The organism is Capnocytophaga felis (assembly GCF_009684755.1).
GTDB classification, from domain to species: Bacteria; Bacteroidota; Bacteroidia; order Flavobacteriales; family Flavobacteriaceae; genus Capnocytophaga; species Capnocytophaga felis.
This window is the reverse complement of record NZ_BLBC01000011.1, coordinates 115544-140355: the sequence shown is the minus strand read 5'-3', so window position 1 is coordinate 140355 and position 24812 is coordinate 115544. Positions and strand designations below refer to the sequence as shown.

Genomic DNA, 24812 nt, shown 5'->3' with positions numbered 1-24812 from the left:
CGGATAGAATTAACATCTATACACTAACTACTAACCTCTAATTGCTAACCCCTAACCTCTAATTACTAAATAACAATGAAATACATAATCAAACGCAACAACAGCATTATCGCCACAATTCGTCCTGAGGGGCAATTACAGGCAGGTGTAATGGGCGAAGAAATCGTAACAATGACTTTTTCGCTCAAAAATTACATTCACTTCCAAGCGGGCGACACGGTGGAAGTGTACGGCAACATATATTACTTATCCACCGAACCACAAGTAGAGAAAATCAGCTCTCGGGAGTTCCGTTATTCACTGGAATTTCAAGGCATAAAATACGAATTGGGTAAGGTGCAGTATCTGTTCCCCGATACTCAAAATGTATTAAATCTGTCGGAGTTTCACATTATGGGAAACGCTCGTACGATGTTGGATTTATTAGTAAAAAACGCCAACCGTACGGGGCAAGGTTGGTCGCTTGGCACGGTGGACGAAACCGAAGCCAAACAGCTTGGTTTCTCGGCTGAAAACTGCTTGGCTGTCCTATCAAAAATCGCCCAAGAATTTAAGTTGGAATATTGGGTAGATGGAGATAAATCTATACACCTAACCGAACGCAAATCTGTTAGCGGGTATTCCTTTGAATACGGCAAAGCCAAAGGACTAAAATCACTCACTCGGCAGACGTTGGACGGGAGCAATGTAGTTACTCGTCTGTATGCTTTTGGTTCGGAAAAAAACATTGCGGGAGACTATCGGGGTGGGCAATCCAAACTCCGAATGAATGTTCCGTATTTGGAAAAAAACACGGACATCTACGGCATTATTGAAGGCTCACAAACCTTTGATGTGTTTCCGCACAGGTTGGGAACGGTTACGGCTGTAAATCCCGCCAATCCGTTGCAGTTTACCGACAGCGGAATGGATTTCGACCTTAACGAACGAGAAAATGGCAATACCAAATACCTTATTAATGGCGTGCCTGTCAAGGTTACGTTCAACACAGGGCAATTGGCGGGATACACTTTTGAGGTCAAACAATACGGCTACGATTCGGCGACCAAAACCTTTACTTTGCTGAAAAACCAAGATGAAAAAGCCATTGAAGTTCCGAGCGATACGTTGCGTCCTGCTATTGGCGACCGCTACGTACTTACGGATTTGATAATGCCCGAAAGTTACGTTACCAACGCCGAACGAGAACTCCAACAAAAGACACAACAATATTTGGACGAAAACAGCTGTCAGCGGGTGATTTATGCAATGGTAACTGACCCGTTATATTTCAAGGCACAAAACGTGAATATCGCCTTAGGTTCGACCATTCGGGCGGTGGATACGGACTTTAATTTAGATGATAATTTACGGGTAATTCGTCTTACCAAAGATTTGCAGAATCCGTACAATGTGCAGTTTGAAGTTGCTGAACGTGCTGAAATTGCGTACATCGTTCGGGAATATTTTGAGGAGGAAAAAGCCAAAACCGCTTTGGTACAAGCCGACAAATTCAACGCTGAAATGGCACTGCGGGCGTATCGTTTTGGGCAGGAAATATCCGAAAATGTGTTTGACGGTGAGGGCTATTTTAACACGGAGAAAATCAAACCGCTTTCCATTGAAACCAAACTATTAAGTGTAGGTTCACGGATGCAACAGTTTGCCCTGCCTGACGTGGTTATTTCGGTGGAAAATGCTACCACTGTACGCAATACGCAAGGAAAAATCGTGCATCTCACATTGGAAGAACACCCTCGTGAATGGCAAATTGCTGCCAATACGCAAACGGGTATTTCTGCGGGCTTTAACTACATCTATATCAAGGCACAGCGTATCGGCTCAAATGCCTCTGTTTTTGTGTCGCCCGAGAAAATTGCAGTAGATAGCGATGTAGCTTTCTACCATTTTGAGGCAGGGTATTTGGGAAGTGTGGAAAACGGGCAACGTCGCATTCGGATGTCGCACGGCTTTACGCAAATCAATCCGTTTGAAATCACCACCGGACGCATTGCCCCGCCCAGTGGCAATCATTATATTGAGTTGTTGCACGACCGCATTAACATTGTTGGAAACTTACACATTACCGACGGTAACATCAACCAAATTAAGCAAAGTATCAGCCCTGATTTACTTAGCTTGGAGAATAGGGTGAAAGCGTTTTCGGAGCAAAAAGTAAATGATTTGCAGGTGGGAGTTAAGAATTTGATTTTAAAATCAAAAGAAAAAAGGACTCTCAACGGATATATGGGGTTGTATTGGGATTTCTCTGAGCCTATGGAGGTAGGAAAAGAATATATTTTTTCTTGTTTTTCAGAAGGGAATACGCCTCTATGGTGCTATTTCAGAGATATTCAAGGACAGGCAAGACAGTCCATATTATGGCTAACTAACGGATACAATGAAATTGTCGTTAATCCTTACTATACTTGGACGGGAATTTGTGTTTTTCAAGAAGTCGGGCAAGGCGGGTCAGGAGTGGCTCATATAGAAAAAATTCAACTTAAAAAAGGGAATAAAACAGTAGATTATTCGCCCGCTCCTGAGGATTTGCAAAATCAAATCGCTGCCGAGCAACAAGCACGGCAACAAGCCATCAACGAAGCGAGTGCGGCAAACCAAAATTATTCGAATCAACAATCTGAGCTTGTCAAAACCCTCGCCATTGCTCATGCTGACGGTAAAGTATCCGAATCCGAGCAACGACAAATTGCTAATGCTACGCAAAAGTTACAAGAAGCTAAAACATTTGCTGAGCAGAAAGTAAATGAGTTGCAGATTACGAATAGAAATTACGTATTAGGAAGTAATTTTGAAATAACATCAGAATACAAATTGCTTCCTTTTTCCGCTGATTTTTCTAAGGATTTGAGGGGTAAGCCTGTTACACTATCTTTCGACTTAGAAGTCAATAATGTTATAGGAGGAAGACGTGTAGGCATTGAGTTCAATATTTTATTCACAGATGGTACCAGACAATGGATAAATGCTTGGAAGAATATAAGTAGCTCTGATATAGGAAAATCAATTAAAGAGCGTTTTTCGAATACAATAATAGTTCACGATAAAGAGATACAAACTATTTCTCAATTAGGAGCGTATGTTCAATTTTCTGCAACCTCAGTGAAAGTTGGTAAGCCAAAAGTTGAAAAAAATAATAAATCTTCTGATTGGTCTCCCGCTTATGAAGATGCTGAGTTATACGCTGCCAATGTCCGTACCGACTTGGAAACAGCCCTTGAAAATGCCAAACGCCTACTTGAAGCAGAAGACCGGAACATTAAAGCCGTAACACAACGACTTTCAGAGAAAACAGATTTTCTCAACGATACAAAAATCAACGGAAACACGGTGGCTACGGGAGCGGTAATGGTCGGAAATTCATTAGGTGGCAATGCAGGGATTAATGGTACGGGGCTTTCCGGCACAGATGTACGTTTTTGGGCGGGAAGTAGTTTTGCCAACAGGGCAAATGCTCCTTTCAGAGTGTTGGATAATGGGAAACTCTATGCTACCAATGCGGAAATCACGGGTAAAATTACAGCTACAAGTGGGAAAATTGGAGACTTTGACATATCTCAAACGGGATTGATTAAACAAATAAGTACAGGATTGACTTCTTTTGGGGCTACTTTAAAAACAGATGTGTTTGAACTTATAGGAAGAGTATATCAAGATTTGACAAACTTCTACACAGAACGGAAAGTAAAAATGACTTGCAATGACATTGTTCTCAGTGAAAAGACATTAACTCATTTTGGCGAGCAAACCAAAGGCATAAAAATAACTCCTGACGGCATATACCGCATCACAAACAATTCAGAAACAAAAATACTTTAATATGAAACAATTATACTTAACCATTTTAGACGCTTTAAAGCAAATACCTGCTATCAAGTGGGTAGATTTGAATACCGGACAACTACAACAGGAAATGCCACCATTGGCATACCCTGCGGTATTGATAAATGTTAACTCGTTAAATTGTAAGGATTTGGGAGAGAATACTCAGCGTGTACAGGCTTCGTTTAGTCTTACCCTCGTTTATCCTACAATGGGCGAAACCAACAGCCACGCCCCCGAACCGATGCAAAGTACAGGATTGCAATTCTTAGACTTAGCTGAAGAAATTTATAAAAAAATGCAAGGTTTTGAAAGTGAGCAGTTTTATCCGTTCGAGTGTACGGGCGTGCAATTCCGCAACCTCAGAGGGCTAAACACAGTTGAGTTGCAGTTTGCAACGGCGTTTGAAGATTATACTGCCAGCTAAAATACGGGTATATTTTTTTCAAATCATTGGCGGAAAATTGTTTGCGTTCAAGGTGTGCAATGATATGATTGTTTTCGGCAATGATGTCTAAAATTGTACTTTCTGAAATGTCAAATTCTCGTTCAAGAAGTTGCAGGCAACGGGAGAATTTCAACCCTATGAGATTGTTATAAAAATAAAAGCGTGCCGACAATTTTTCATTGCGGTACGCTTTCCTGTTATGTGTTGCCGTAGTATTCATTACGGCAAAATTAATAAATGTTTTTTATTTGGAAAAATCGTATTTTGTCTTCTCATTAAGGTTAAGTAATTCACCGAATGACACTTCTCCGGATGTTGAAGAATACCGAACACCAAAATAAACGTAGTCTTTTGGAACATTGTGAAAAATAACAAGTCCGTTGGCATTAACTTCTTGTTTGTCGTGATATTTCACAAGTTTTCCCGTTGATAATTCAACAAAGCCCTCCCGTTTAAAATCAAACTCATACTTTCCGCTATTCATAACTTTCTCCGTTTCAGCGGTTCTGTAAAACAAGTATACAGGGCTCACGGTTAAACCATTTTTTGAAGGTCGCAACTGAATTTCAAGTGTAACCTTTTCCTTTTGTGAATTTTCGTCATTTTTGGAGCACCCCACCGCAAGAGTAAGTGCTACAAATAATAGTAGTATTCTTTTCATTGTTAAAAAATTATGATTATTCGGCGAAAGTAAAAAAAAATACTTGAAAAATCCAAGCGTTAGTACTCATTATTGTAATATTCCTTGTTAATATACGTAGCCAAGTAGGCTTTGGCTTGTCCGGTGCGTTTGAGGTGAGCTTCGTAGCCTTTTAGCGACAAAAAGACTTTAATTATTTCCGCCTCTTTGAGTTTGTTAAAGACTTTGAGTGCATCTTTTTTGCCCATTTTGTAGTTATAGGCTTCCCATAGTCGGTCGAAACTCAAGTCAGCAGGGATTTTTTCTACTTTAAATTTGGCGATAAACTCGGGCATTTTTGTCCAAAGTATGATTTTTTCTTCATCAATGGGAAAGCGGTACGCCCCGAAAAGCCAACCTTTCTGAGCTTCATTGAGTGGTTCGCCCACGATTTCAAATACTTTTAATTCACCATTTAAATCGTATTTAAAAATGAACGAAATTGCCGTTTGTTTGCCCATCACTCGGTAGGTGGTTAGTTGTTCCATATTTTTCAATTTTACACTCCCCTTAATCCCCCTTTGAAGGGGGAAGCCCGAAGGGCGGGGGATATTTTAAACCAATTCTTGATGTAATTCGTTGGCTATCTTGTGGATTTGTAAATAGTAATCATTGTTAATCATACTAACAGAAGGTAAAATACTTCTAAGCCAATATTCCAATACTGATGCCTGATGGTATTTTAAGTTAAACTTTTTAGGCTTATTGCCCGTAAAATTGCCGTGCATCAGATATACTTTTCTGGCAACCTCCTCCAAGATGCTTTTGTTAGTGCGTTCTTCTCTTGTAATTGACCGTACAAGACTTGACTTTTGAAGTACAAAATTCAGACTATCCAAGCCGTCTTTGCTTATTTTAATACTGATTTTCATTTTGTGATAACTTTTTTAAGGTAATTATATTTATCTAACTCTGCGTAACAGATTTTAGCCCCTTCGGTTGGGCGTTTTTTTGATTTTTTAGGAAACTGCCTACAAAATGCCTCACACCACAATGTGAAATTTTCGTGCAACGGAAGTACACCACAAGGAAATAAATTCATCACTTCTAAAAGAATATCTTTGTAATTCGATTGAGGTCTGAAATTCAACGCAAATTCCTTGTTTTTGGTTACAACATAAACGTACCAACCGCCAAAAGGAAACCGATTTTGGTTATGAAAAACCCAAACATAGCAGGGTGTTGTTTTTTCGTATAAATCACGTTTAAAGGATAAATTTTTATCTTGCTTTGCCTTACGCTTTTGAAAAACCTCTTGCCACGTGATTGTCGTCCATTGTCCTAAAATATTTTTTTCAAAAGAATGTACCTCAGGCGGGGCTTTTTTTCCTTTCCAAAACTCGTACGCACTTCGTGTCATTATCATCATTACTAATTAGTTTTAAATTAGCAGTCCCATTGTTCCTCGCTGAGTTGTTTTCCGCAGTCTTTACAGAAAATTGCTGTAACTTCGCAGGTGGCATACCAACCAATCGTTAGCACGTGCGTATTTTCGTGCAAACAGACAGGCGTTGTATCCTCCTTGGGTTCATTGTTTAATTGTTCACCGTTAATTGCTTCGTTGTTCATTGGTATTTTCCTTTTATCATATTTTCAATAGCGAAAATCACCTTGCTGACCTCCTTATGGCTCATATCCTGAAGTGCCTTTTTCACGGGCGAACGTTTACTTATCAGCCAAGCCCCGAGACGGTTCAAGTCCACAAAGTTGGGATTATCATCTTGCACCCAACCCAACTCGTGGCATCGGGCAAGTAAGGCTCGGTGTTGCGGGTTTTGAGTGTCGAAATAGGCGTAAATCTGAAATTGTTTCGTTTCTTCGCCGTTCAAATGCCGTGTGAGGTGTATTGCCTGTATTTTGGTTAAATCTTTAAGGCTTTTAATATCTTGCTGAAAAAAGCCCGAGATGTAGGCTAAACGCTCGTCTCTGTCTAATTTTTTCTTACTTGAAAAAATTGTTTGAATGGTTTTGATTTGGTCTGTGGTTATCATAGTTCTTGTGTTCTTTACATAATTCAACAAAAAAACGCTTTTCCATTGTCATTGTTTGAATAACAGACTGATTGTCTAAGAAGTGTTCCACTAAGGTACAACCACATTTGCGAGTGATTTTGATTGATTGACCTCCTAAATGTTCAATACTTGCGTCTTCTTTTGGGACTATCTCATCTATTATTTTTAGTTTTTCTCCTATTGTCATTCTCTTTGTCGTTTTTCGATGAATTGCACTCCTTTCTTTATCACTTTATACAATGACGAAGCTTCGTCGTAATAAATCCCATTATAATTTTCAATATAGCCAGTATAAATTTCAACTGTATATCCTGTAATTCGTTGCCAAGACACACTGAAGTTCCAATCTCGGGCAAGACACAAATCTTCCAATTTCTTTAACATTTTACCTGTTTTTGTTGCCATTTCAAATCTTTTTAAAATTAGCTCCGCTCGGGGGCTCGAACCCCGATGCCTGCCAGTGCGGATACCATTCTCAGGTTTCTGATAGTGCCTTAGTCGGCGTGTTATTCGTTTGTTTCCATTTTAAAACCCTACTTCGTTAATTAATTCTCCCATTTCTACTGAAAGTTCTTGAACTTCTTTATCTTTATATAAAAGTTGCTCCAATTCTTCCCCAAGTTCTTGTTGCATACGCTCACTTTCATCCTGCAATTTTCGTATTGCCTTTAAGTGGGCAATCGTTTTATTCATTATTTCTAATACTTTTTCTTTTATTTCCATTTTCTATTCGTTTTTAAAGGTTATTGTATTTCTCGTGAACGGGAAACAAGTCTGCTATGTTTGTACCCTCTGGAAAATCTACCGCCGAAATATTGAGCGGAATACTTACCTTTTTGCCTTGTGCGTCCGTATAGCTCGCATCTACGAAAAATGCCGACTGTTGAGGCTTGTACGCTTGTGCGATGATTTTCACAGCATCGGTAAACTCGGGCGAGTTAAATTCTTCCGCTATTTTGTTCAGCTCCAGCACTCGGGAAGCTTTGAGGTTGCCTTTGGCATCCTTGCGAAGCAGTCGATTAATCACGTCCACCAGCTTAGCGGAATTGTCATCTTTCGCCAGTGAACTGATAAAGTCTCGTACTTTCTCAACGTCTGCGTTCACGGTGTCATCCCAGTTGTCAATGGTTCGGAAACCGTAGGTGATGGTGTTGCCATCATCATCGGAAAAAGTGTGGCTCTGTTGCTCGCCTTTGACTTCGTACACTTCGTTTTTTAAATCTAAAAAAGTTTTAAGCGATTGAAAGATAAATAGTTTTTTCTTACTAATATCGTCTGAAAGTAATTTCAGTTGTTCGACAATCCCGAACAAGTTCTTGTTTACCAAATCTTTGTAGGCTTTGCGGTTTTCCGCCTGTGCGTCTTGTCGTTTTTGCAATTCGGCTTGTAGCTCCTGTGCCGATAGTTGCGATAAATCTATATTGCTCATTGTTAAATTATTATTTGTTAATTAATTTATTGCTCTTTTTTTTCATCTTTTCTCGTTCGTACGAAAATCCCATTGGAACTCTCTTTACAGGGCGTTTCTGTAATTCTTCTTTGTGTTTTTCAAAGAATTTCAACGCCTCCTGATGTCTTTTGATGTCATTTTCGTGATATAACCAATTTTCTGACATAGTATTCGTTTTTGTAAATTTATATGTAAACTCTTTGTTTGTACAACGGATGATTTTTGAGTGGTTGAAATATCTGTTTCTCCAAATCAAACCACAAAACCTCTCTATCTTGCGATATTTTCAGTTCGGGTGATTTCCAGCGAGATTTGTCAATCCATCGTTGGAGTTTTTCTACTTTTTGGGGAACACTGTCAGTGCGTCCCGCTCGGTATTGGCTCAGTTGTAGGCGTTCTTCAAATGTTAGAGTTTGCAGAAAATTGTCTAACTTTAAAACGTCTATGTATTCAATTAATCGGCTCATTTTCTATCTCATTTAAAAAACTTTTATTCATTTTTAAGAGAAGGTGTTAGAGCTGGTAAAGCTCCACTTCCAACGCCTCACGTTCCTTTTCATTTACACATTCCGCAATTTTCATTTCAAGTTGCAATGCTTGTGTTTGCAGTTCTTTACGAGTTACTTTCATAGCATTCAATTTCAATGGTTTGTAAATCATATTTTTCCATTTCGATAAACTTTTCAACGTATTGATTGCGAATGGCTTCCAGTTGTTGAAGTTCTTTAGTTTCGTGATGGAAATTCATAAGGTCGGTATTGATGCAATTGATTTTGTGTTCCAAATACTCACGGGTTACTTTCTTGGTTTTCATATTTTTGTGCTTTGATTATTTTTTCGATTAAAATTTTCGGGAAATATTGCAAGTCAAGGTAAAAGGTATCTAACATCAGCAGCACATCGTCTTTATCAAAAATACCCGCATCTAATTCGGTATTGTACTGCCTTTTTATTCCTCCCTCAACTAATGCCACCCATTGGTCATCAAACCAATTTTTGAGGTAGTCATTTTTTGATAGCCATTTGAGCGGAATGTACTTTTGATGTGCTATTTTTCCGCACCAATCCAAAAAGTACTGATGCCGAAGATTCTCGTATTGCAAATAGCTCAATTCTGCATAGTACGCCAATTTGTGGCGGAAGGTGGTTTGTTTTGCTATGGTTGTCATTTTTATAGATTTAAAGGTTATTCGTTATCGTCTTGCTTTACGTCGCCCCAATATTCGGCGGCTTTTTGCGGGTAAATCACAAACGGACTGCCTCCACCGTTCATTCGCCCTGCCGGAAAGGCTTTATAGCCCTCAACCCGTATTTTCAAATCCACGTCGTAGCGAACAAAATCTGCCAGCTCGCCTTTGGGTTCCTTGCCATTGGCTTGGCTGATGAGGATTAAGCCTTTGTTCTTATCTTTCATCAATCGTTTTAACTTTTTGTATTCCTCTTTGTCGGTTTGCATATATTGCACGGAATCAATGATTAGGAAGTCGGGCGATTTATGTTTTTCCATTCGTTCCAAAAGTTCATCAAAAGGTTCATTGTCTATCAGCAGGAATTTCCCTTCCACACTGTCCATATAGTTACGTTTGAGGTTCATTTGCATTGTATGCGAAAAGCCCTCCTCCAAAGAATTGTAAGCTACTTTTCCGAACTCAGTTAAGTACCTTACCCACTGCATTGCTAACGATGATTTTCCGCTGGACGAAGCTCCCCAAATAATAGCAGAGAACCCTCGTGCGGGGCAACCGACAAAGTCCTTCCAAGCCCCCTCAAAAGGTAGTAGTTTGAATTTTTTATTTATTGCTTGTTTGGGTGTATAAGCCTGTGCCATTGTTCAGTTATTAGGGGTTAGTGGTTAGGGATTAAGTCGTTTCGGTTTCAATGGCTTCAATGCGTTCGAGCTTCAAGGTGTGTATTTTCTTTTTCACACGTCGTAAATCGCCGTTGCATTCCTGCCAAACGCTTTTGATGTCCTGCTTGTCGGTAATGCCGTTGTTGGCACAAATCAAAATACAATCCTGCTGGGTAATGTCGCCCAAATCGACAAACTTTCTGCCCAAACGGCTGTAAATTTCCCGATAGCCTTTTTTGTTGAGTTTTTCGCCCCGCTCAATGCGTTTTTGCAAAAATTCCGTTGCACACAAAATAATGGCACAATCGTCCTCCAATAAGTTGTAAAACGTGATAAAGAAGTACAAAATCTGGTCATTCACTTTGTCGAACTCGTCCAGCAAAATCACGGGGTTTTCAATTGATTTTAAATATTTTACGGCTTCATACACCATCTCGTGTATGGTCATTCCGCCACTTTTTCGCCCCATTGCCGAAAGCAATTCCGCCATAAAGGCTTTTTTGTTCCAAAACTCATTGCATTGCACCATAAAGGCGTTGGGGTGGTTTTCGGTGTATAGCTTCATTGTTTGCGTTTTGCCCGTTCCTGCTGAGGCGACAATAGCGTGTACTTGGCTGTTGTCTTGGGCATCTTCTATCAGCTCCGTTAAGGTCTGATAAATAGAGGTTTCCACGCAAACCCAATCCCTACGGGAAATTTCCAATTGAGCCTTTACGCCCCGCCACATTCGGTCAGCGATTTTATCCCATTTGTTGGTCAATATGTGCGTTACGGTAGCTTCCGAAACGCCTTTTAATGAGTTCGCTCCTTTGCGTTGGCTTCCTTTACGGTCGCAAAACACTTTTAATTCATTGGCTATCTGTTGTTTTTCCTGCGTTGTCATATTTTTGTATTTTTGAAATTAAACGTCTCTTTTTTCATTGCGGAAGCTATCCGCTATATTAAACCGCTTATTTTGGTTCTTTTTCGGGGTTGTTCTATGGATACAAGCTCCATTTCGTCGTCCCAATCGGTGTTGTTCATTACTTTTTGATATTTTCCAAAATCGTCATTTTGTTGGGATTTTTTGCCGTTGGGCGTTTTCCGTTTGCGTTCAATCCCCTTGATATTCGGTAAATTCAATCCTTGTTGCTGGGCGGTCATTCCGTATTTTTCTAACAATTCCTCGGTTTCGTCTCGGCGTGTGATGCGTTTTTCGTCCGTGAGTTGCTGTACTTGGCGGATGTATTGAGCGTCGAAAGTGTCCTGCTCCTGAATGTTACGTTGTACTTCTTTCTTAATTTCCGCACCGTTTACTAATTTCAGACCCAAAGGCGTGTCCTCGTATAAGTAAATCAGCTCCATATTATCGGGGTCGAACTTGATAACGAACTTTTTGCCGATATTCTTTTCAAGCCAATCCACATTGGGCAACCCTTTCTGTGTATATACCATATAGTCGTATTTGACTTTTTTCTCTTGAAACGAAATTCCGTAAGCATCGCAGGTAATCGGTTCTTTTCTCGTAATCCAAAACAGCGAAACCATATCCCAAATCTCCACTTTCTTTGTTTCCGCATTTTGGCTTTCCAAATACATTTCAATGCGTGGTTTGCCTGTTTTGGGGTGCGGAGCTTCGTTCCATTCCCTACGGCGTTGGGCGTATCGCTCTTTGATTTCGTCCAGCGTAGGCAGGCTTTGTTTGTTGGCGAGGATAAATTCCATATTTACCTTGCTTTCCTGCGTTTTTGCCGTGATGTTCATTCCTGTAAAGAACCAATCACGTTTTAAAAATCCGTCTTGAAATCGCCCGAAGGCACTTTCTATCGTTTTTGATTTTCCGTTGTAGGGCTTAGTAGCGGTTTGCACTTGGGCTATTTTGCTTAAAAAATCGCCAGTTTTGAGTTTTTTGTGTCCGCCTTGGTTATCGTGGGCTATTTGATATGGGCGAAATCCTGCCGTTTGTACCGCCATTTTAAAGGCTCGATATTGGGCTTCGTAATCCTCCGTTTTGCTAATGTGATAGCCTAAAAGCACCTCGCTATATGCGTCCATCACTTCATATACTTGGCAGGTTGCCATATTGCCGTTTTCGTCCAAATAGTAGTAATTGAGCTTCGTACCGTCGGAGTACCAAAGGCTGTCCCGCATTGTGGGCATTTTGGTTTTGTGCTGAAACCCAAATTTTTCCTTGTACGAAAGTTCGCCGTACCGATGCCCCCACCACAGCGGTTGCACATCTTCGGCATACAGAAAGTTATAGAACGTTTTTTCGTTTTTGATGAGTTTCCAACCTTCGGCAACGGCTTTGTCGTTGTATTCGGCGTGGAGTTGCGAAAGACTTACGCACACATTCACTTGATTGCACCAGCGGGCGAGTGTCCATTCTGCCGAAACCCCTACGAGTTTAGCGGCTACTTTATTCATAAATCCGCTGTGTATCAACCCCTCGTAGCCTTTGGTCGGGTAGCGTTTGCAGGTTTTTATTTCTTTAAACGCCATTGTTTTAGCCTTTAAATCGCGGTAATTGCTCGGCAGTTTGTGTTTGTATTCCTTTGACGGCAATTGTTGGATAATTTCCGCCATTTTTTGCCACATTTCCTTGCGGCCTCCGAACTTGCGTTGCACCACTACATTCGTTGCGATAAAGTGGCAAGCGTTGAGTATTTTGGCGTTGTCGCTGTACTCTCGGATGCGGTCGGCGGGTAGGTGTTCCGTGCCATCTTCGTCCTCCAACAGGTATTGCTCAAAAAAGCGTTCGGCATCGTAATCGGGTTTGATATAGTCCTCGAAAACAAGGGTTTTAACCTCTTTATACGGATTGTGGTTTTGCTCTATTTTGGATTTAAACCGCTCGGGAAGTGAGGCATACACAATCCAAACCATACGTCCTTGCCCCGCAACGCCAATGCGTTTTATTTTGTTGTTGCGAACCATTTTATCGTAGTTTGGTTTAGACATTATTTCACCATCTCCGTAAAGCCACGAAGCCGAGACGCATAATATATTTTCTACATATTCAAACATTTTTAAACCCTCTTTAAATGGTTTTTAAACTTTGTTCCTGCCCCGTACCTGCCTCGGGGTGTATGCTTTTCAGGATTTTCACTAAATTTGCCTCACCTAACGTTTATTTTTTAGTGGTGTTCGGCGAACCACTTCGTTAGGTTTGCCTCGTCAAAAATTTAAAAATTAGTGATATGATTTCTGTTAGGTCTTCTGTGATAAGAGCAGTGGATTACAATCCACTTACCAAGCAACTTTTTATTAAATTCAATTCAGGATATACCTATGTTTATTATGGAGTTCCTGAGAGTATTTTCAGAGGCTTATTGAGAGCCTCCTCAAAAGGCAGCTATTTCAACACTTACATTCGGGGAAGGTACGAGTAGCCTCTATCTGAAATGCAGTTTTTACAATCCAATTGTAAGGTACTTCCTTAGGGTCCCTGTCTATCGCCCAAAGCCCTACGGTAGTGGCTTCGTGATATTTTAGCCGTTCCAATTCTTTTGCTACATCGTCTATTTGAGTAGTATCTTGATTATTGATAATCATCCTTTGTAGCGTTTCTTCGTACTCCTCCTCACTTATCTCTATACAGCCTATCTCTTCAACGTAAAGAGACAAAGAGTAATGAGTTACAACTACAGGAGTAGGCTCATAGATGTCGTAAGTACTCCCGTAAGGTTCTCCGTTCACTATACTATCTACCTTAAAATAATCTTGCGTAGTTCTGTAACAATGCCCTATTTGTAAATCTTTCTTTCTTTCTATTTTTTTCATACCTTATTGATTTATAACATTATTTAATACTACTTTAGTTACTTCATTTACAGCCCTTTCGGCTTTGTAATAGTCTCGTTTAATGTCTTCGGCTGTATTACTTACTCGGTCGCCTGCCAACGCCTTGCGGACAAAATCAACCGTAACGCCGTAACTTTTAGACAATTCATTTATAATACTTTGATTGTACTTGTATTTTTTATTCTTACCTTTGCACATCGTCCTTTTTGTATTGTTTGATGGGACAAAATTAGAGTAAATACTCTAAATAAACAAATAAAAATAGTATAAAATCTAAAAATTATTTTATGGTTGTTGACAGAATATTGAAAATCATAGAGTTGAAAGGTATAAACAAAAGTATCTTTTATAGAGACACAGGGCTTTCTAATGGTTTTTTGGATAAGGTAAAAGATGTTGGAGTCTCTAAAATAGAGAAAATACTCTCATCTTATTCTGACATAAACCCTATTTGGCTTCTTACAGGAGAGGGAGATATATTTAAAAACGAAATACATCCTCCCGTCGAAATCATTACTCCAACAAAAGTGAAAGGTAGAGACCTAATGCCCAAAGTGGTAGTGGTTGATGATGCTGATAACGACCGAATTCCGTTGGTACTAATTAAAGCACAAGCAGGATATTTGAATGGCTACGGCGACCCTGAATATATCGAAAAGCTACCAACGTATAGTGTTCCGACTTTACGTAATGGTACGTATCGTATGTTTCAAGTGGGTGGGCATTCAATGTATCCTACTTTGCAGAATAATAGCTATGTGGTGGGGGAGTTTGTTGAGAATTGGGAACAAATGTCTGATAATAGGATATATGTGGTTGTTACAAGCACGGAAGGAATCATTGTAAAACGGGTTATCAATCGCCTTAAGGAGTATGAATCATTGTATTGCAAGTCAGATAATAGGGATTATCCTCATATTTCTGTCAATGTGCAAGATATAAAGGAAGTGTGGGAATGTAAGATGCATCTTTCCTTTGAGTTCTTGGACCCAGCAACCAATTATCAAAAAATAGCTGACCTTGAAATAGAAATGCTGAAAATACGTGAGGAAATGGCTACTCAACAGCAACAATTACAGCGTTTAACAACTCAACCCCCAACTATTATTGTAAAATAAAACGTACCATTATGGGTATAATCCCTATATAACAATCAATTGTATATGAATAAATTATTAAAAATCAATACTTTACATACATAAATCACATTTTTCAAATGGTTATACCCCCCTTACAATTCTTAAAAACATATAGGTAATGCCCCTTTATTGTATCTGCACCCCTATTTTAATAAGGGTATAAAATGGTTAAAAAGTATGCCCAAAGGTACGCCCAAACGTAAAAACACCTGTTTTTAGGGGTAGTAGTTATCATTTTCGTGAGGTCACGCAAATGGTCGGTTGGCGGGTCCAAAAGTAGTAGTGTTTGGGCATAAAAAAAGCCCCAAAAGGGCTTGTTTTACTGGGTTTATGGTAGTTTTTAGTACCTTTGTACTCCGTAATAGTAGTTACAGCAAATTATATGGTAATTTTGGGCTTTTTAAATGGTAATTAAATGGTAGTTAATAGTAATTGTTGTACATTTGGTTTTGTTTTCATTTTCGGGCTTTTTTGGTTGTAACTCCCTTATTTTTAAGGCTTTTTCGGCCTTTTTTATATTATATCTTTTTGTACATTACATTTTAACCCCCTTAAATTGCTTTCTGATTTTATGGCGTTTTGTGTTGTTATTTTGAGGACAAAAACCCAAAGCCAATAGAAGATATTGAATCTTAAAATATTTTTTGAAATCAAAATTTAATTTATTTACATCGATGGTTTGAAATATTTTTTTTGACTCCGTATAATCTTCCTGATAAAATAAGGTCAAGCTCTTTACTATTTTAACGGCTTCTTCATACCCATTTTCCCATAAAATACTTGGCGATTCTTTAAAAACATATTTTTCTTGAATACGATGCGACAAATGATGAAAACCATATATGTTTAGCATATCCGAGATAAAGAAAACCAATATTTTATAGTCGTCAATTTCAAATTTTAAATTTCGATGGATTTGGACAAAATTTAGAATTTCTTTTTCTAATTCGGAGACTTTTTCATCATTTCCTAATGTATTATAGTAATGAAGCAAAGCACTCAAAGACCTCGCCTCCAAAGACCAAATAACGCCGTATTTGTCTCTTATTTTTGGCAGAAGACTCTCAATTTGATTAGCAAAACGCTTATAATCATTATTTTGCATAGTCAAAACGCATCTCATAAATTGAAATTCCTTGTTTGTTTTCAAAAAGCCAGGACGAATTCAATTTCAAAAATACAAAATCACGTTCATTTTCTATCCTATTTTATTAAAAAATTGAAAATAAGCTATGATATACAACAAATCCGCCTAAAAAAAATAATTTTGATTTCTTGTTTGATTTTTTCTACATTTTCGATGACAAATTTAACAGAATTTTTGTCTAAATGTTCCGTATTGAAGGTGATAAGTATTGTCTTTAAAGTCGATATTATCTAATGCTTCTTTGTACCCATTATGCACCAAATCATCTTTGCCTACATAATAGTTTTCATTACCACAATATCAAAGTTATAAACTTTTTGATGGTATTATTCAAAAAAATCATTCATTAAAAAAAGAATTCATAAAATCCGTAAAAGACTCAGAAACTAAAATAAAATTCTTATCTTCCAAAAATTCCGATTCAATGATATAAACCTTGCCATAATCTGAGTCATCTAATGAAATTAAGAAGATATTATCGCCATTATCATTTGCAAAAGGAATTTTATTATTAAAATCTACACCACTCTCTTTAAAGTCATCTATTAGTTTTTCTATGGGGAGTATTCCGTATTTAATTGAATCAAAACTATTTATCGTAAAAACATTTCTTACCCCTTTTACATATTCGAAAGAAGGATAGCCTCCGTTGAATTTTAGATAGTGTTCTTTAAAATCCTGCGGAAGTTTTAGTCCGATTTTCATTTCAAAATTATCAATATCAGCTAATGTAAGCTTTTGTTCTGTTTGTAAAAATTCCATAAATATTATTTTAATTTATCCTAGCAATACTCTATATCGTAAGGGTAGTAGGGATTGTCTTTAAAAGCACTGTCATCCAACTTCAAAATTTTTACGATGGCAGCAACTTCTCAAGCCCAATAATATACAGAATAAAAATCTGTTTTGTGGCTATCGTAGGCTGTCTGTAGGTTTCCTTCTATTAAAAATATCTTAGCTTTTCCTTTTCAGCACTTCGAATATTATGCTCACTCTATCAATGACAATCACCACACTTGCATTTCATTTTTGAAAGTTCTATTTCAAAGGTAGCGTGTCCGATATGTTCGTGTTGAAGAGTATGTTTAATTTCTTTTTTTATTGTGTCAATTTCTTCAAAAGTAATATCGTCCTCAACCACTAAATGTGCCGTAAGTGCATTTTCCAAGCTACTCAATGCCCAAATGTGAATGTGATGTACCGAACAAATTTTCGGGTGTTGCGCTATAAGTTGCTTTATTTTATCCACTTTTATGCTCTGAGGAACGCCATCAAGAATAAGTTTCACACTTTCGGAAAGCAAATTCCAAGTGGAAATCAAAATTACCACCGCAACGACCAAACTCGTCAGCACGTCGGCAATGTCCCAACCCGTGAAATGGATAATTACCCCCGATACAATCACCCCGACCGATACCAAAGCATCTACCAACAGATGCAAAAAAGCTCCTTTTACATTGATATCGTGCTTTTGTCCTTTGTAGAAAAGAAAAGCCGATAAGGCATTGATAATAACCCCGATAGTAGCTGTTACAATAATCATATCACCCGTCATTTCGGGCGGTTCGTCAAAGCGTTCGATAACCTCAACGATGATTTTCACGGCGATATATACCAACAGTACCGCATTGATGAGCGATGCCAGAATAGAGGCTTTTTTGTATCCGTAAGTGAATGAATACGTGGCTGCTTTCTGCGTTAATTTCAGTCCGACAAGCGAAATGACCAAACTGGCAACATCGCTCAGGTTGTGACTCGCATCCGAAATCAGTGCCAAGGAATTTATGCGGAAACCTACTACAAATTCAATAATCGTGTACACTAAATTCAGCCCGATACCGATATAAAAAGCTCGGTTGATGTTCTCCAAACTCGCCACGCTATGACTGTGTCCTTCGTGTGAATGTTCCATTGCTTTAAATTTTTAGTTTGTTGTTTCAATCGGTTTTTGTTTCTCTCTGCAAAGGTACTGTTTTTCGGATTACAAATCACGTTAAACAAGTGGAAATAAGCAGATATAAATAAGATAAGAAACATATTTTATCATTGAAAAGACACTCTTATTTACGATATAACTGTATAGGTATAATTTTCAACTATTTACAACGAAAGTCTTTAGTTCGCAAACTTTTATAGAGAATAAAAATTTTGTTTTTTCTTAAAAAAAGATATTTTTGTTATTTTAGAGCTTTACAAAGCGGTTTTTTATGTCCCAAAACTGGTCTTTACAAGCACTTTCAACAATATTTAAGCGTTAAAAAATGGATATTTCTTTATTTACAAACTTTTATCAGCCTTCGGAACTTACTACTGAAGAACTCAACATACTTGCCCAAAAACACCAATATTGGGAAGTTCCTAAGGGGACTATCATCTTAAAACAAGGCGAAATCTCCAATGAAAATTATATCATCGAAAAAGGCGTAATGCGTACCTACACCTTTGATTCAGACAACAAAGAAATCACCACCCGACTTTTCTTTGAAAATGAATTAGCCATAGAAACGCTTTCTTTTTTTGGCAGAATGCCCTCGCCCGAATTTTTGGAAACGGTTACCGATTGTAAAATCTGGCGTTTCCATTGGGATACGGTGCAAGAACTTTATCATACAATGCCCTCCTTTCGTGAATGGGGACGCTACTGGATGACACGCGAACTCTTTCTCTCCGAAACCCGAATGCTGGATTTGAAAACCCTTAGTGCCGAACAACGCTATCAAAAACTCATACACGAAAAACCCAAAACCATTCACGAAGTACCTCTGAAATACATCGCCAGTTTCTTAGGCATCACTGATTCTACTTTAAGCAGAATTAGGAAATTGAAGTGATTTTTTATTTTACATCCATAACGCTGAAAATAAACCACTTACACATAGTTAAAACAAAGGCAGTTTGTACTTTTGCAAAATCATAATATAATCAAATAATATGAAAGAGTTTATACAATCTTTATTTAGAACAACAGAAGAAAGAGTCAAAAATCCTATTATTGGAGCCTTTTTAACATCTTGGATTATATTTAATTGGAAACCTATATTATTTATAATTTTTTCTCCAAAAATAATTGAAGAAAAAATAGAATATATTCAGAGTAATTTTTCTAGCATTTGTTTTCTATTTGTTTATCCTATTTTTTCAACCATTTTTTATGTTTTAGCTTTACCTTATTTAAACCTATTAGTTGATGTTTTATTAAAATATCCACTAATTAAGAGAAACAGTATTTTAATAAACAAACAAAAACAATCTATTGAAAATCAAAGAGAATTGGCTATTGAAGAAATCAAATTGGAAGAAGCAAAGACTGATTTTAGAGAAAGAAACAATCACAACAAAATGGTCGAAACTCTTCAAAGTAAAATAAGAGAACTAGAGACAAATTTAGATAAAGAAAAAGAAAGATATGAAGAACTTCTTTCCAAATTGAGAGAGGAACTTGAAAAACAAAAAGAAATCGCCTCAACCGAAATGAAAAACTTTGAACAACAATATAGTAATTCTCGCAAACAAATAGCAGAATTAAATGAACTATTATTTGAAAAAGATAAAATAATACAAGTATTCAAATTGAATTACAGTACTGGAGAAAACGCAAATATTATTCGTCTTCCTAATGGAGAAATAATAATCGAATTACGAGAAGATAACTACACTCATTATTATAATTTAGAAACAGGATCAAAGTATAATGAAGGTGACTTTGAACGCTATTATCGAATGATATCAGGACACTATGACTCACCACAACGAGATTTTCCATAATAATGACTATATAATGCAAATGCACAACACTTTTGTTATAATGGAAAGTTAAAAAAACACTATAAAACTTTAGGCTTTGAATTTGACAAAATCGGATTCAAAAAACACACTGTCAGTTTCTTAGGAATTACCGATTCTACTTTAAGCCGAATTAGGAAAAAGTGATTTCTTGACTTAGGTCAAGTAATTAACTTAAAGAGCTTCCATACCTTTGCAGAGTTAATCTATTAAATCAATTAAAAATGAATCGTTTATCAAAATTACTATCAATTTTTGCTCTTACAATCTTTTTTGTAAATTGCTCAGGTAGCAGTAACAATGATGAAAATCAGAATCCTAACCAAAATGCCCCTAAACCTATCGCCACCAATACTGACGGTTGGAAAGTTGAAACTATTTCAGTAAATTCCCAAGCAGGCTATGTAGATATTGAAGTCGAGATTACTTACCCGCAACCCGTAGCAGGAAGCAATACACCTCCGAATGACAATTATTACTCTGCCCTCTATGAAGTAAAAACTACTGACGGAACGCTGTATTGGAAAGATTATTATTTAGGTTACAAGCCAGAAGAGGGAAAAAGTATCGGTCATGTTTCTATTGAATTTCCTTCCACTAAAGTTGCTGATTTAAGTACTCTTACTTTAAAATTAAAGAAAAGTCGCTGATTTAAGTACTCTTATCTTAAAACAAAAAAATGAGTGATAAAGCTCCAAAAACAATCAGTTTATTATCCTAAAAAGTCATCTTAAAAGATGGCTTTTTTTGTTGAAAGATATGATTATCCAACTCTTATCCTAATTCCAAAAGATATCATTAATTTAAGTTCCTCCCAAACCATCTTCTATCCGCAAAATCATAAAAATATTATAACAAAAAAACAATTATTTTTCATTATTGCTTAAAATTTCTAAAAAAAAGTATATCTTTGCCCCCAAACTTTGGGGGTGTCTGTATTTTGTACAGGCTGAGATTTTACCCTTTGAACCTGATCTATTTCATAATAGCGTAGGGAATAAGTGAAAAAAATAGCTTCTTTTTGAAATAGCTTTCAATAGATATTTCTGAAAACATTTCCGAAGTTCAAAAATCGTTTCTTTTCATCTAAAAACAATCGGAAATGGAAATTACTATCAACAATCAATCGGTACATTTTGAAAAACAACCTCTGTTGGAGGAATTGGTGCTTTCGTTTACCAGCGGAAAAATCAACGGTATCGCCGTTGCCCTCAACGGAAAAGTAATTGCCAAAGAGCAATGGACGGCAACGCTTGTAAACACTTCAGACAATGTGCTTATCATCACTGCTACACAAGGGGGATAGTTCGCTACAGTACAGAAAATGCACTATGCACTAATATTTTCAAAGATACTGGACGGCATTGGAGACGAAGCGTCAAGAAAATCAATGAATGGAACATAGAAAATATCTACTGTCCGAAGCGACCGTAGAGAGCAAGTTTAGAGATTTTCAGTGAAGTGAATTGATTTTTAGCGAAGTATCCAAAGCCTTGATTTTTAGTTCTTTTCATCTAAGGAAAAGAACAAAGAAATATGAATCATATAAATAATCAGTTAAAACATTATACAAAAATGGAAATTACAACCACCCCTTTTCCCAGTTCAAAAAAGATTTATGTAGACGGGGAAATACACCCAATAAAAGTGGCAATGCGTGAAATAAGTCTTACACCTACGCATCTTGCCAACGGAACTATAGAAGAAAATCCGCCAATTACCGTGTACGATACTTCAGGGCCTTATACTGACCCCAATATTACTATCGATGTCCGCAAAGGTTTACCTCGTTTGCGTGAGCAATGGATTTTAGACCGCGGTGATGTCGATGTTCTCGATGAGGTTTCTTCCGACTTCGGAAAAGAACGACTCAATGACCCTAAAACCCAACACCTTCACTTTGAGTATAACCACAAGCCCAAAGTTGCCAAAGAAGGTAAAAATGTAAGTCAGCTCTACTATGCCCGTCAGGGGATTATCACACCCGAAATGGAATACGTTGCCATTCGCGAAAACCAACGCATCGAGCAGTTGCAAAACGCACCCAAAGGACTTGCCAATCAGCACCTAGGCAACAGCTTCGGAGCCAATACGCCTGTAGGGAAAATCACGCCCGAGTTTGTTCGCTCTGAAATTGCAGCAGGTCGTGCCATTATTCCATCAAACATCAACCACCCAGAATGCGAACCAATGATTATCGGACGCAATTTCTTGGTGAAAATCAATGCGAATATCGGTAACAGTATTGTAACTTCAAGCATCGAAGAAGAGGTAGAAAAAGCCGTATGGGCTTGCCGTTGGGGTGCCGATACGATTATGGATTTATCTACAGGAAAAAACATACACGAAACCCGCGAATGGATTATCCGCAACTCGCCTGTACCAATTGGTACTGTGCCGATTTATCAAGCCCTTGAAAAGGTAAACGGAATTGCTGAAAACCTTACTTGGGAAATTTTTAGAGATACACTTATCGAACAAGCCGAGCAAGGGGTTTCGTACTTTACCATTCACGCGGGGGTACGCCTGAAATACATTCACCTCACGGCAAAACGCGTTACAGGAATTGTATCACGTGGGGGGTCGATTATGGCAAAATGGTGTTTGTATCACCATAAAGAAAACTTCCTTTACACACACTTTGAGGAAATTTGTGAGATTATGAAAAAGTATGATGTGGCTTTCTCACTTGGGGACGGACTTCGTCCGGGGGCGATTGCCGATGCCAACGACGAAGCTCAATTCTCGGAACTTGAAACACTTGGCGAACTCACCAAAATCGCTTGGAAACACGATGTACAGACCATCATCGAAGGACCGGGACACATTCCGATGCACCTCATCAAAGAGAATATGGAAAAACAACTCAAAGAGTGCGACGAAGCTCCTTTCTACACCTTAGGCCCTTTGACTACTGATATTGCACCAGGCTACGACCACATTACTTCTGCCATTGGAGCGGCGATGATAGGTTGGTACGGCTGTGCAATGCTTTGCTATGTAACACCAAAAGAACACTTGGGGCTTCCAAACAAGAAAGATGTAAAAGACGGGGTAATCACTTACAAACTTGCCGCCCACGCTGCCGACCTTGCCAAAGGACACCCAGGAGCACAATACCGCGATAATGTACTAAGTAAAGCTCGTTTTGAATTCCGTTGGGTAGACCAGTTCAACTTGGCTCTTGATCCCGACACTGCACGCGAATTCCACGACGAAACCCTCCCTGCCGAAGGGGCTAAAATCGCTCATTTCTGCTCGATGTGTGGCCCGAAATTCTGCTCGATGAAAATCACGCAGGAAATTCGCGATGTAGCCGAAAAAGGAATGAAAGATATGTCGGAAGAATTTATCAAAGCAGGTAAGGAAATTTATTCGTAAAACGAAAGGAAATGTCTCCACTAAAAAACATCATTATTTCTCCTGAAAAAGTCTATCCCGATGAAACCTATTGGGTGAATGGTCTTTTGAACGAAGGGTTGGATTGTTTTCACATCCGCAAACCGCAGTTTACGGAAAAAATGATGCTTGACTACATCGAAGCTATAGATAAAATACACCGAAGTAGATTGGTTTTGCATTCTTATCATCACTTGGCGGAAAAGTTAGGCATTCAGCGGCTTCACTTTTCCGAAAACGACCGAAAAAATAAAGCTTATAAAAGGTACAAAAATCACTTTTCGCTTTCTACTTCGGTGCATTCGATGGACGCGTTTAATCTGTTGGACGATACTTGGCAATACGCCTTTTTAAGTCCTGTTTTTGCGAGTATTTCCAAACAAGGGTATGGTATCAAGCAAAATGTTTTTCAAGAATTAAAACAGCGAACCAATACCGCTACCGAGCTTATCGCCTTGGGGGGAATTTCTGCCGAAAACTTATACCTTTTGGCAAGTGAACCCATTGATGGAATCGCTCTTTTGGGCTTTGTGTGGCAAGGAAATCATCCGCTAAAAAATTACCGATTATGCAAACAAACCGACCTTTTGTAATGAGCATTGCGGGCTTTGACCCCTCGGGAGGTGCGGGCGTGCTTGCCGATAGCAAAACCTTTGAACGACTTTCCGTACAAGGGTTGTCGGTGCTTACCGCTCTTACTTTACAAACCGAAGATACTTTCCGAAAATTGCAATGGCTTCCGATAGCGGAAGTGGTAGAGGCGGTTGAAACCCTGCTCGATCGTTACGCGGTGCGTTGTGTAAAAATAGGCATCGTGCCCAATACTGTTTTTTTGTCGGAAATTGTAAAAACCATTCGCAACAAAGACAAAAAACTACCCATTGTGTGGGATACGGTACTCAAAAGCAGTTCGGGACGCACTTTCTTTTCCGTAGAAAATCCGTCGTTACTTAGCGAAACCCTTTTGGAAATCAATCTGATAACACCCAATCAACCGGAATTTGAATTTTTGTCGGAAATGGGGGTGCTCAACAATTTGCAAACGGCGATTTACCAAAAAGGCGGACATAAAGCCGAAAAGGGAGAAGATATTTTGCACATTGGTGAGCAGAAAATAAAACTCTTGCCCTCGCAAACCGATTGCCCGCCCAAACACGGCTCAGGTTGTGTGCTGTCGAGTGCTATTGCCAGTTATTTAGCAAAAGGCGAAGATTTAGAAAACGCCTGCCGACACGCCAAAACATTCATCGAAAAATTTTTAAACAGTCATCCTTCCCTTTTGGGAAATTACGATTTCTAAA

General features: G+C 38.4%; 34 protein-coding genes and 1 riboswitch. Of the genes, 11 read left to right on the top strand and 23 right to left on the bottom strand.

Features of this window, described 5'->3' with window-relative positions; genetic code table 11:
• The first annotated feature begins 75 nt into the window (after window positions 1-75).
• A complete protein-coding gene (locus GN105_RS09255) occupies window positions 76-3819 on the top strand; it encodes a phage tail family protein (RefSeq protein ID WP_155285117.1) in 3744 nt (1247 codons plus the stop codon).
• A gap of 1 nt (window position 3820) precedes the next feature.
• Window positions 3821-4249 carry a hypothetical protein gene (locus GN105_RS09250; protein WP_155285116.1) on the top strand — a complete coding sequence of 143 codons (429 nt, stop codon included), beginning with the start codon at window positions 3821-3823 and terminating at the stop codon, window positions 4247-4249.
• Window positions 4250-4514: 265 nt separating this feature from the next.
• On the opposite strand, the gene GN105_RS09245 is transcribed toward GN105_RS09250, so the two are convergent.
• The 17 genes from GN105_RS09245 to GN105_RS09165 all read right to left on the bottom strand — a co-directional run bounded on the left by GN105_RS09245 (window position 4515) and on the right by GN105_RS09165 (window position 13266).
• Window positions 4515-4931, bottom strand: a complete 417-nt coding sequence (locus GN105_RS09245; protein WP_155285115.1) for a hypothetical protein — start codon at window positions 4929-4931, stop codon at window positions 4515-4517.
• A 59-nt stretch (window positions 4932-4990) separates the two neighbouring features.
• Window positions 4991-5437: an LvrA C-terminal domain-related protein gene (locus GN105_RS09240; protein ID WP_155285114.1), complete on the bottom strand. Its 447-nt coding sequence runs from the start codon at window positions 5435-5437 to the stop codon at window positions 4991-4993.
• Window positions 5438-5503: 66 nt separating this feature from the next.
• Window positions 5504-5821, bottom strand: a complete 318-nt coding sequence (locus GN105_RS09235) for a hypothetical protein (protein ID WP_155285113.1) — start codon at window positions 5819-5821, stop codon at window positions 5504-5506.
• Entirely contained in the window at window positions 5818-6318 is a 501-nt protein-coding gene (locus tag GN105_RS09230; protein WP_155285112.1) for a hypothetical protein, read from the bottom strand. The genes GN105_RS09235 and GN105_RS09230 overlap by 4 nt, the downstream gene beginning before the upstream one ends.
• A gap of 17 nt (window positions 6319-6335) precedes the next feature.
• A complete protein-coding gene (locus GN105_RS09225; protein WP_155285111.1) occupies window positions 6336-6518 on the bottom strand; it encodes a hypothetical protein in 183 nt (60 codons plus the stop codon).
• Entirely contained in the window at window positions 6515-6940 is a 426-nt protein-coding gene (locus GN105_RS09220; RefSeq protein WP_155285110.1) for a hypothetical protein, read from the bottom strand. Before GN105_RS09220 ends, GN105_RS09225 begins: the two co-directional genes overlap by 4 nt.
• Window positions 6891-7148, bottom strand: a complete 258-nt coding sequence (locus tag GN105_RS09215) for a hypothetical protein (RefSeq protein WP_155285109.1) — start codon at window positions 7146-7148, stop codon at window positions 6891-6893. The genes GN105_RS09220 and GN105_RS09215 overlap by 50 nt, the downstream gene beginning before the upstream one ends.
• On the bottom strand, window positions 7145-7366 hold the full coding sequence (locus tag GN105_RS09210) for a hypothetical protein (RefSeq protein WP_155285108.1): 222 nt from the start codon (window positions 7364-7366) through the stop codon (window positions 7145-7147). Before GN105_RS09210 ends, GN105_RS09215 begins: the two co-directional genes overlap by 4 nt.
• 120 nt (window positions 7367-7486) lie before the next feature.
• Window positions 7487-7684, bottom strand: a complete 198-nt coding sequence (locus GN105_RS09205; protein WP_155285107.1) for a hypothetical protein — start codon at window positions 7682-7684, stop codon at window positions 7487-7489.
• Window positions 7685-7697: 13 nt separating this feature from the next.
• Window positions 7698-8390 (bottom strand): DUF3164 family protein, encoded by a 693-nt coding sequence (locus tag GN105_RS09200; RefSeq protein WP_155285106.1) that lies wholly within the window; start codon window positions 8388-8390, stop codon window positions 7698-7700.
• Between the two features lie 10 nt (window positions 8391-8400).
• Window positions 8401-8577 carry a hypothetical protein gene (locus GN105_RS09195; RefSeq protein ID WP_155285105.1) on the bottom strand — a complete coding sequence of 59 codons (177 nt, stop codon included), beginning with the start codon at window positions 8575-8577 and terminating at the stop codon, window positions 8401-8403.
• Between the two features lie 19 nt (window positions 8578-8596).
• Window positions 8597-8878, bottom strand: coding sequence for a hypothetical protein (locus GN105_RS09190; protein ID WP_155285104.1), 282 nt, complete (start codon window positions 8876-8878; stop codon window positions 8597-8599).
• Between the two features lie 146 nt (window positions 8879-9024).
• Complete coding sequence (locus GN105_RS09185; RefSeq protein WP_155285103.1) at window positions 9025-9225, bottom strand: hypothetical protein; 201 nt, start codon at window positions 9223-9225, stop codon at window positions 9025-9027.
• The gene (locus GN105_RS09180; RefSeq protein WP_155285102.1) at window positions 9200-9580 is read right to left on the bottom strand and encodes a hypothetical protein; all 381 of its coding nucleotides are present in this window, start codon (window positions 9578-9580) and stop codon (window positions 9200-9202) included. The genes GN105_RS09185 and GN105_RS09180 overlap by 26 nt, the downstream gene beginning before the upstream one ends.
• 17 nt (window positions 9581-9597) lie before the next feature.
• The gene (locus tag GN105_RS09175) at window positions 9598-10239 is read right to left on the bottom strand and encodes a P-loop NTPase family protein (protein WP_155285101.1); all 642 of its coding nucleotides are present in this window, start codon (window positions 10237-10239) and stop codon (window positions 9598-9600) included.
• 31 nt (window positions 10240-10270) lie between these two features.
• Complete coding sequence (locus GN105_RS09170; protein ID WP_155285100.1) at window positions 10271-11143, bottom strand: AAA family ATPase; 873 nt, start codon at window positions 11141-11143, stop codon at window positions 10271-10273.
• A 53-nt stretch (window positions 11144-11196) separates the two neighbouring features.
• Window positions 11197-13266, bottom strand: a complete 2070-nt coding sequence (locus tag GN105_RS09165) for a DDE-type integrase/transposase/recombinase (RefSeq protein ID WP_155285099.1) — start codon at window positions 13264-13266, stop codon at window positions 11197-11199.
• A gap of 173 nt (window positions 13267-13439) precedes the next feature.
• Here GN105_RS09165 and GN105_RS09160 point away from each other — a divergent pair, with 173 nt between their 5' ends.
• The gene (locus GN105_RS09160) at window positions 13440-13631 is read left to right on the top strand and encodes a KTSC domain-containing protein (protein WP_082021027.1); all 192 of its coding nucleotides are present in this window, start codon (window positions 13440-13442) and stop codon (window positions 13629-13631) included.
• Here the strand turns inward: GN105_RS09160 and GN105_RS09155 are convergent.
• A complete protein-coding gene (locus GN105_RS09155) occupies window positions 13600-14022 on the bottom strand; it encodes a hypothetical protein (RefSeq protein ID WP_155285098.1) in 423 nt (140 codons plus the stop codon). The genes GN105_RS09160 and GN105_RS09155 overlap by 32 nt on opposite strands.
• A 3-nt stretch (window positions 14023-14025) precedes the next feature.
• Entirely contained in the window at window positions 14026-14241 is a 216-nt protein-coding gene (locus GN105_RS09150; protein ID WP_155285097.1) for a hypothetical protein, read from the bottom strand.
• An 89-nt stretch (window positions 14242-14330) separates the two neighbouring features.
• Between GN105_RS09150 and GN105_RS09145 the strand changes: the two genes are divergently transcribed.
• Window positions 14331-15161: a S24 family peptidase gene (locus GN105_RS09145; protein WP_155285096.1), complete on the top strand. Its 831-nt coding sequence runs from the start codon at window positions 14331-14333 to the stop codon at window positions 15159-15161.
• A gap of 556 nt (window positions 15162-15717) precedes the next feature.
• Here the strand turns inward: GN105_RS09145 and GN105_RS09140 are convergent.
• The 4 genes from GN105_RS09140 to GN105_RS09125 all read right to left on the bottom strand — a co-directional run bounded on the left by GN105_RS09140 (window position 15718) and on the right by GN105_RS09125 (window position 18241).
• On the bottom strand, window positions 15718-16287 hold the full coding sequence (locus GN105_RS09140) for a hypothetical protein (protein WP_155285095.1): 570 nt from the start codon (window positions 16285-16287) through the stop codon (window positions 15718-15720).
• 381 nt (window positions 16288-16668) lie between these two features.
• Window positions 16669-17091 (bottom strand): SMI1/KNR4 family protein, encoded by a 423-nt coding sequence (locus tag GN105_RS09135; RefSeq protein WP_155285094.1) that lies wholly within the window; start codon window positions 17089-17091, stop codon window positions 16669-16671.
• A gap of 20 nt (window positions 17092-17111) precedes the next feature.
• Entirely contained in the window at window positions 17112-17189 is a 78-nt protein-coding gene (locus GN105_RS13120; protein WP_227977361.1) for a PoNe immunity protein domain-containing protein, read from the bottom strand.
• A 137-nt stretch (window positions 17190-17326) separates the two neighbouring features.
• Complete coding sequence (locus GN105_RS09125; RefSeq protein ID WP_155285093.1) at window positions 17327-18241, bottom strand: cation diffusion facilitator family transporter; 915 nt, start codon at window positions 18239-18241, stop codon at window positions 17327-17329.
• A 349-nt stretch (window positions 18242-18590) separates the two neighbouring features.
• Between GN105_RS09125 and GN105_RS09120 the strand changes: the two genes are divergently transcribed.
• From GN105_RS09120 to GN105_RS09090, 7 genes are all read left to right on the top strand, one after another.
• Window positions 18591-19160, top strand: a complete 570-nt coding sequence (locus tag GN105_RS09120) for a Crp/Fnr family transcriptional regulator (protein WP_155285092.1) — start codon at window positions 18591-18593, stop codon at window positions 19158-19160.
• 100 nt (window positions 19161-19260) lie between these two features.
• Window positions 19261-20094 (top strand): hypothetical protein, encoded by an 834-nt coding sequence (locus GN105_RS09115; RefSeq protein WP_155285091.1) that lies wholly within the window; start codon window positions 19261-19263, stop codon window positions 20092-20094.
• Between the two features lie 242 nt (window positions 20095-20336).
• A complete protein-coding gene (locus GN105_RS09110; protein WP_155285090.1) occupies window positions 20337-20762 on the top strand; it encodes a hypothetical protein in 426 nt (141 codons plus the stop codon).
• Between the two features lie 265 nt (window positions 20763-21027).
• Window positions 21028-21127: riboswitch (TPP riboswitch) on the top strand.
• Window positions 21128-21214: 87 nt separating this feature from the next.
• On the top strand, window positions 21215-21418 hold the full coding sequence (gene thiS / locus GN105_RS09105) for a sulfur carrier protein ThiS (protein WP_155285089.1): 204 nt from the start codon (window positions 21215-21217) through the stop codon (window positions 21416-21418).
• Window positions 21419-21648: 230 nt separating this feature from the next.
• Window positions 21649-23493, top strand: coding sequence for a phosphomethylpyrimidine synthase ThiC (thiC, locus tag GN105_RS09100; RefSeq protein WP_173014991.1), 1845 nt, complete (start codon window positions 21649-21651; stop codon window positions 23491-23493).
• A gap of 11 nt (window positions 23494-23504) precedes the next feature.
• A complete protein-coding gene (locus GN105_RS09095) occupies window positions 23505-24104 on the top strand; it encodes a thiamine phosphate synthase (protein WP_155285088.1) in 600 nt (199 codons plus the stop codon).
• On the top strand, window positions 24080-24811 hold the full coding sequence (locus GN105_RS09090) for a hydroxymethylpyrimidine/phosphomethylpyrimidine kinase (RefSeq protein WP_155285087.1): 732 nt from the start codon (window positions 24080-24082) through the stop codon (window positions 24809-24811). Before GN105_RS09095 ends, GN105_RS09090 begins: the two co-directional genes overlap by 25 nt.
• Window position 24812 lies beyond the last annotated feature (1 nt).